Annotated in this window: 8 protein-coding genes; 3 read left to right on the top strand and 5 right to left on the bottom strand. The window is 68.9% G+C overall.

The genetic code is table 11. The features are described 5' to 3' along the window. Positions 1-46: 46 nt before the first annotated feature. Positions 47-1,540, bottom strand: coding sequence for a CoA-acylating methylmalonate-semialdehyde dehydrogenase (locus tag P409_RS21975; protein WP_034843688.1), 1,494 nt, complete (start codon positions 1,538-1,540; stop codon positions 47-49). A gap of 154 nt (positions 1,541-1,694) precedes the next feature. On the opposite strand from P409_RS21975, the gene P409_RS21970 reads away from it, so the two are divergent. From P409_RS21970 to P409_RS36370, 3 genes are all read left to right on the top strand, one after another. Continuing rightward, positions 1,695-2,420, top strand: coding sequence for a hypothetical protein (locus P409_RS21970; protein WP_034843685.1), 726 nt, complete (start codon positions 1,695-1,697; stop codon positions 2,418-2,420). 17 nt (positions 2,421-2,437) lie between these two features. Further along, complete coding sequence (locus P409_RS21965; protein WP_034843683.1) at positions 2,438-3,574, top strand: hypothetical protein; 1,137 nt, start codon at positions 2,438-2,440, stop codon at positions 3,572-3,574. 211 nt (positions 3,575-3,785) lie between these two features. Continuing rightward, positions 3,786-4,811, top strand: a complete 1,026-nt coding sequence (locus P409_RS36370; RefSeq protein WP_052121144.1) for a cupin domain-containing protein — start codon at positions 3,786-3,788, stop codon at positions 4,809-4,811. Between the two features lie 18 nt (positions 4,812-4,829). Here the strand turns inward: P409_RS36370 and P409_RS21955 are convergent, their stop codons facing one another. From P409_RS21955 to P409_RS21940, 4 genes are all read right to left on the bottom strand, one after another. Continuing rightward, positions 4,830-5,591 carry a hypothetical protein gene (locus P409_RS21955; RefSeq protein WP_034843681.1) on the bottom strand — a complete coding sequence of 254 codons (762 nt, stop codon included), beginning with the start codon at positions 5,589-5,591 and terminating at the stop codon, positions 4,830-4,832. A gap of 67 nt (positions 5,592-5,658) precedes the next feature. After that, positions 5,659-5,859 carry a hypothetical protein gene (locus P409_RS21950; RefSeq protein WP_034843679.1) on the bottom strand — a complete coding sequence of 67 codons (201 nt, stop codon included), beginning with the start codon at positions 5,857-5,859 and terminating at the stop codon, positions 5,659-5,661. Between the two features lie 160 nt (positions 5,860-6,019). Beyond that, positions 6,020-6,199: a YnbE family lipoprotein gene (locus P409_RS21945; protein WP_034843677.1), complete on the bottom strand. Its 180-nt coding sequence runs from the start codon at positions 6,197-6,199 to the stop codon at positions 6,020-6,022. A 134-nt stretch (positions 6,200-6,333) separates the two neighbouring features. Further along, the coding region (locus tag P409_RS21940) for an intermembrane phospholipid transport protein YdbH family protein (protein ID WP_034843676.1) at positions 6,334-6,962 on the bottom strand (629 nt) is incomplete at its 5' end.

Below are 6,962 nucleotides of genomic sequence, written 5' to 3'. Positions count from 1 at the left end.
TCCCGCAGGGGGAGGGGGGCTCGGGCGGTGCGGGGCGAACGGTCCTCTACCTCATCACCGGCATGGTGAACTCGGCCCCGCCCTTGATGCCGGTCGGCCAGCGCTCGGTCACCGTCTTCAGCTTGGTGTAGAAGCGCACCCCGTCCGGCCCGTACATGCCGAGGTCGCCGAAGGCCGAGCGCTTCCAGCCGCCGAAGCTGTGGAACGCCATCGGCACCGGGATCGGCACGTTGACGCCGACCATGCCGACATTGCAGTTGCTGACGAAGGTCCGCGCCGCGTCGCCGTCGCGGGTGAAGATCGCGGTGCCGTTGCCGTATTCGTGCTTGTTGACAAGGTCCAGCGCGGTCGCGAAATCCGGCGTCCGCACCACCGACAGCACCGGGCCGAAGATCTCCTCCCGGTAGATCCGCATCTGCGGCTCGACATCGTCGAACAGGCAGCCGCCGATGAAGTAGCCGTTCTCGTAGCCCTGCAGCTTCAGGCCGCGACCGTCGACCACCAGCTTCGCGCCCTCCTGCACGCCGATGTCGACGTAGCCGCGCACCTTGTCGTAGTGCTGCTTCGTCACCAGTGGTCCCATCTCGGCGTCCGGATCGGTGCCGGGGCCGATCTTCAGCGCCCGCACCTTCGGCTCCAGCTTCTGGATCAGCCTGTCGCCGACATCGCCGACCGCGACCGCCACCGAGATCGCCATGCAGCGCTCACCGGCCGAGCCGTAGCCCGCGCCCATCAGCGCGTCGACCGCCTTGTCCAGATCGGCGTCGGGCATCACCACCATGTGGTTCTTGGCGCCGCACAGCGCCTGCACCCGCTTCCCATGCGCCGCCGCTGTGGCATAGATGTACTCGCCGATCTGGGTCGAGCCGACGAAGCTGACCGCCGCCACGCCCGGATGGGTCAGCAGCGTGTCGACGGCGACCTTGTCGCCATGCACCACGTTCAGCACGCCCGGAGGGGCGCCGGCCTCGATCAGCTTCGCCGCCAGCCAGTTGGCGGCGGACGGGTCCTTCTCCGACGGCTTCAGCACGAAGGTGTTGCCGCAGGCGATGGCGATCGAGAACATCCACAGCGGCACCATCACCGGGAAGTTGAACGGCGTGATGCCGGCGCAGACGCCGACCGGCTGGCGGATCGAGAAGCTGTCGATCTCGCGCCCGACATTCTCGCTGAACTCGCCCTTCAAGAGATGCGGGATGCCGCAGGCGAACTCCACCACCTCGAGGCCGCGCTGGATCGACCCCTTGGCGTCGGACAGCACCTTGCCGTGCTCGGCGGTCACGATCCGCGCCAGCTCCTCGATGTTCTCCTCGATCAGCTGCTTGAAGCGGAACATGACGCGGGCGCGGATCACGGTCGGCGTCGCGGCCCAGCCGGGCAGCGCCTTGCGAGCGGAGTCGATGGCGGCGCCGACCTCCTCGGCCGAGGCGAAGTCGACGCGGCCCGAGACCTCGCCGGTCGCCGGGTTGCACACGTCCCCGGTCCGGCCGCTGTGGCCGGGCGCGGCCTTGCCGTCGATGAAATGATGGATCGAACCCACGCTGCGCTCCTCCAGAATTTTCTGACCGACAGGCCGGGCCCTCGCCGATTTGCCGCGCCCTTCGCGACGGGCTTGGCGGCGGGGGTGGCCCTGTCGTAACTGTCGGCCATGCTACGGCGGTAACCTCAGCCGGCAAAGGGTCAGGATAGGGTTCATGGGTCTCGGTCTCTACGATCCGGAGCGCCGCTACCGGCGGCGCGTCTGGGGCGCGATCATCCGCGTGTTCTTCTCGATCACCGTGCTGGTGGTGGTGGCGGCCTTCGCCTACCAGATCGGGGTCGAACGCACGCGCGGCCAGATCCAGACGCTGCAGTCCCAGGTCTCCAGCCTGACCCAGGACCGGAGCGGGTGGGAGCAGCAGCGGGTGCAGCTGCAGGCGGCGGCCCAGACGGCGCAGATCCAGTACCGCGAGCTGATGGCCCGATTCGAGCGCGAGGTGCCGACCGGGGTGAACCGCGAGCTGGCCGACAAGGTGGCGGCGCGGCTGCAGAGCGGGCTCGACCCGCAGCGCCTGGCCTTCTACATCGACCAGGCCTCGGCCCCGCGCGACTGCAAGCCGGGCGAGAGCAAGCGCTTCATCCTGCCGACCCAGAACGCCACCGGGTCGAACAGCTCGGTCGCCTTCGCCAACAACACCGTGGCGGTGACCGGCCGCGGCGAGAGCGCGCTGGACGACAAGAACAAGGCCCAGTCCTGGTTCGACCCGGCGAAGCCCATCACCGTCAATTTCCGCGGCATCGACGGCAAGCAGGCCACCGCCACCGGCGTGCTGCCGCTGTTCCAGACCATGGTGATGGGCGACAAGGAATACCGGTTTAGCCTGGTCGAGGGCGAGCGCAGCTTCGTCCGCGTCACCAGCGAGGTCTGCGCCTTCCCCTGATCCCGGAGCCACCGCCGATGCCGCCCTCCCCGCTCCGCCGCGTGGTCATCACCTACGAGCCGGAGGCGGCATGCCGGGCGCGGCTGCAGGCGGCGGGCTTCGACCCCGCCATCGCGGCGGAGGTCGCCTGCTACCTGGCCCAGGCGACCGACCTGGAGGCGATCAAGCCGGAGCTGGCGGCCACGCTCGGCGAAGCCGGGCTGGAGGCGGAGTTCGTCGAACTCGACGCCCTGATCGGCGCCCTGCCCGGCCTGGCGGCCCAGCGCGACGACACCATCCTGTGGTGCCAGACCGACGGCATCGCCTATTACCGCGGCAGCAGCATCAGCGCCCTGGCGCGGCTGGCCGGCATCCCGTTCTACGGCAGCCCGCCCCAGGCGCAGCATCTGTGCCAGGACAAGTTCAAATCCACCGCCTTGGCCGCGGCCGCCGGCCTGCCGGTGCCGCCGACCGCCCTGGCCGAAGGCGGGCGGGTGATCGCCGGCGCCGAGGTGCTGGACGGGCCGGAACCGTTCTTCGTCAAGCCGAACACGCTGGGCGCCAAGATCGGCATCTTCGCCGATTCCAGGACCTCGGACGCGGCCGCCGCGCTGGAGGTGGCCGCGAGGCTGTGGGACCGCTATCGCGACCGGGCGGTGATCCAGCCCTTCCTGCCGGGCCATGACGTCCGGGTCAGCTTCATGGACACCGGCCGGCCCCTGGCCGCGTCGCTGGGCATCGCCCGGCTGGGCCAGGATCCGGGCAGCGAGACCGGCGGCGCCTTCATGACCATGCGCGACAATCTGAGCCTGTCGGGCAGCCGCGACACCGAGGGCGGCCTGACCGGCTTCGGCGAGACGCAGGACCGCGCCTTCGTCCCGCGGCTGACGGATCTGCGTGCCGAGGCGGCGTCGGACCCGGCAGCCGCCCGCATCGTGGCGGCGGCCGAGGCCCTGGTGCCCCGCCTGGCCGAATTGTTCGGCCTGCGCGACTATTTCTCGGTCGACCTGCGCGCCGATGAGGATGGCGGCGTCCGGCTCCTGGAGTTCGAGACCTGCCCGGCGGTGACGATCTACGACTTCCAGACCTATCTGCGCGACGCCCACGGCCTGTCGCTCGGCGCCGCCCTCGCCCGCTCCCTGGCCCTGGCGCATCGGCGGCCGGCGGAGCCGTGAGCCCTTGACCCGCGCCGGATCCATCTTGAGTTCTGTTCTATTCTTATTGTCATCCTCGGGCTTGACCCGAGGATCCAGGGGCTCTCAGAGCAGCTCTCGGTGGCCCCTGGACTGCCGGGTCAAGCCCGGCAATGACAATAAGGGGTGAGGCCAGAGGTTCTATCCACAATCTCAAAAGCTCAACCGGGCACCCGAGCGCAAGGGGGAACACATGGCAAGCGACACAATTGCCAAGCCGATCTCGTCATCCGACGTGCCGTGGGAGGAATGGTCCGACATCCCGCGCTTCACCACGCGGTACCGCCACCTGACCCGGGCCGCGGTCGGCGACGACTACCATGTCGGCGTCGCCATCGAGGAGCTGGGGCCGGGCATGCAAAGCTCGCCGGCGCATTACCATATCTTCGAGGAGGAGCATGTCTTCATCCTCGAGGGCACGGTGACCGCGCGGCTCGGTGCCGACACGTACGAGATGAAAGCCGGGGACTATATCTGCTACCCGGCCGGGCAGAGGGCCGGGCACTGCCTGGTGAACACCGGCGACACGACCTGCCGCTACGTGGTGGTGGGCGAGAAGAACCCGAACGAGGTCTGCGTCTACACCGACACCGGCAAGGTGCTGGTGCGCCCCCTGGGGCGGCGCGCGATCTTCGACATGACGGCGACGCGCGACTACTGGGACGGCGAGAACACCGGCCTGCCGCCCGGCGTCGCCCCGCCCGCCGATGCCGCGGTGGCCGAAGCCGTCGTGGCGCCGAAGCCGCCGATCGCCGAGGCGTCGGTCGAGTGGCATGAGGACGGCGTGCCCGGCAGCGCCCGGTTCGGCGGCCGGTCGAAGCACCTGACCCATGCGGCGGTCGGGCCGGGCTACCGCGTCGGCGTGCTGATCGAATCCCCGGCGCCCGGCAAGCGCCTGTGCCCGACCCACTACCACATGCTGGAGGAGGAGCATGCGCTGATCCTGGAAGGCCAGGTGACGCTGATCCTCGGCGAGGAGCGATACGAGCTGACAGCCGGCGACTATGCCTGCTTCCCGGCCGGTCGGAAGGTCGGCCATTCCTTCCTCAACCGCGGCCCCGGCCCGTGCCGCACCCTGATGATCGGCCAGCGCAACCCGAACGAGGTCTGCGTCTATCCGGATTCGAACAAGATGGCGGTCGGCGCCCTGCGCACCCGCGACGATATCTTCGACATGTCGGGGCGCCGCCAGTACTGGGACGGGGAGGAGGCGGGCTAAAGGCCCGCCGCCCGACGCTCAGTCGGTGCTGACGTTGATGGTCTCGACGCCCTTGTCGCTGAAATAGGCGAGGCCCGACCCCAGCGCCGCCATTCCGTCGATGACGGCCAGGTCATGCGGCAGCGCCGTCCCGGCCTGCTTCAGCCAGGCCGGGGTGAAGATCTTGTCCCAATGGGCGTTCAGCTGGTCCGGCGACGTGATGCGCAAATGTTCCTTCGCCGTGACATTCACGGTGAGGGGAAAATGCACGAAATTCGCCGCGCCGGCGCGGTCGCCCGCCATCACGGTCGTGTAGAAGCCCTGGACCTTGGCCTCGAAGGCCGCATCGCTCTCGCTGGTGAGGTCCTGGTACCAGCGTTCACCCGGCGCAGTCGGGCCGGCATTGCCGGTCAGGTCGAGCGCGACCGGAAGGGCCTTGCCGTCCTTGCCGGTCCAGGTGCCCGTCAGGCCGACGCTGTTGTCGAAGGTCAGCGGATCGCTGCCGTTGCTGCCATTGCCCTTGAATTGCAAGGCGAAGGTGCCGCCGCCGGGCTCGGTCAGCGTCACCCCTTTCGCGGCGTCGCCCGTCAGCGGGATGTCGGTCAGGTGCTTCTGGTAGAAATAATGGCTCGGCGCGGCGATCTTGCCGTCCTGGACCACCAGCGTCATCCCGACGCGCGTCGGCCCGAGGGTCCCTTCGAAGTTGAAGCTCTCGGCATCCGCTGCCTGGGCCAGGCCGGCGGATGTGCCGACCAGAAGGGCCAGCAGGGCAGCGGCCGACCATCGTTGAACGTGCTGCATCGTGATCTGACCTCCCAAGGATCGGCCCGGGGCCGGATGATCGCCCGAAGATGCGCCGGACGAGCGGCTAGAAGAGCGTGATGGCGCCCGCTTGCATCTGCTTCTCGTGCTTGTAGCCGTCCTTCTTCTCGGCGTTCTTGCAGTCCTGGATCGGAATCTCGGGCATGTTGGTGCTGCACCAGACAAAGGCATCGTTTTCCATCCGGGCGGCCTCTATGTCGGCGGGGTCGTTGGAGCACGCCCCAAGATGAAACACGACGATGCCCAAAGCATCATCCTGCGCATCACAATACCTCCGCCATAAATTCAGTTCTCGCTGAATTCAGCGGTGGCAGGGTACATAGATCCGGACTGCCGGTCTACGATACCGTCATCATTCCTATTCGCGATGCCGCCATGGCCGCGCCCACACCAGCGCAGGCAAACCCCTAGGGCTGTGCCGGGTTCTTGCCGACCACCTTCTGCAGGCTGCGGTCGACCTGGACCTTGACGTCCTGCTCGACCCGGACGTTGAGGTTGATCTCGATCGGCTTGTCCGGCGCCTCGACCCGGATCACCGGCGAGCAGGCGCCGAGCGCGGCAGCGCAGAAGCCAACCCCCATCGTCATGGCGAGGCGCGCAGCGCCGTGGCCATCCAGGGGCCGATGCGAGCCGCCCTGGATGGCCACGCCCCCCAATTGGACTCCGGGGCGGGGCTCGCCATGACGATTCCTGAAAGCCATATGCAATCCCCCTCTCATCTTCAACACGGCGGCTCGCTCCTACGCCCCAACCGTTCGGCATAATAGTCGCGGATGCGGTCGCCGATCCGCGCCAGCGCCAGGCTGCGCCGGGCGATGACGTAGAGCGCGCCCGACAGGTTGACGTTCAGCGCGATCGGGAAGCCGCCATAGAGGTCGGGGTTGGATCCCCGAACTGCCAGCTTCACATTCGCCTCGCCGTCGCTGCGCCCGTCCAGCGTCGCCCGCAGCGACTGGTACTGGAAGTTGCGCAGCGCCGTCATCAGCGTGTCCATGCCCGGTTCGGCGGCCGCCGCCGCCTTGATCTCCTCCGGCGCCGCGCCCGCCCCGTAGCGGATCTCGCCCGGGCCGCGCGTCGCCAGCACCCCGTTCTCGACCACGATCGTGTCGCGGTCGAGGCGGAACGGGATGGTGCCGTCGACGATGCCGGTGGCGCGGACATCGTCCAGCCCGGCCGCGGCCACGGCCCGCGCCAGGTCCAGCCCCTCGATCCGCAGCACCGACGGCCGCCGCCGGCCGGAACCGCCCTCGACCGAGACCTTGGCCCCGGTCCAGTCCAGCGCCAGCCGCCGCAGGTCGATGCCGCCGGCCACGCTCCAGCCGAAGCGGGCATCGACATCGGTCAAGGGCG

This window comes from Inquilinus limosus MP06 (assembly GCF_000767795.1).
In the GTDB taxonomy this organism is placed as follows: domain Bacteria; phylum Pseudomonadota; class Alphaproteobacteria; order DSM-16000; family Inquilinaceae; genus Inquilinus; species Inquilinus limosus_E.
Note: the sequence above shows the minus strand (reverse complement) of the source record. Positions and strands in the feature narration are given on the sequence as shown.

Excerpts from the sequence above, each read along its gene's own strand:
- P409_RS21970 (WP_034843685.1), top strand. The coding sequence starts at position 1,695 with ATGGGTCTCGGTCTCTACGATCCGGAGCGCCGCTACCGGCGGCGCGTC.
- P409_RS36370 (WP_052121144.1), top strand. The coding sequence starts at position 3,786 with ATGGCAAGCGACACAATTGCCAAGCCGATCTCGTCATCCGACGTGCCG.
- P409_RS21955 (WP_034843681.1), bottom strand. The coding sequence starts at position 5,591 with ATGCAGCACGTTCAACGATGGTCGGCCGCTGCCCTGCTGGCCCTTCTG.
- P409_RS21965 (WP_034843683.1), top strand. The coding sequence starts at position 2,438 with ATGCCGCCCTCCCCGCTCCGCCGCGTGGTCATCACCTACGAGCCGGAG.
- P409_RS21945 (WP_034843677.1), bottom strand. The coding sequence starts at position 6,199 with ATGACGATGGGGGTTGGCTTCTGCGCTGCCGCGCTCGGCGCCTGCTCG.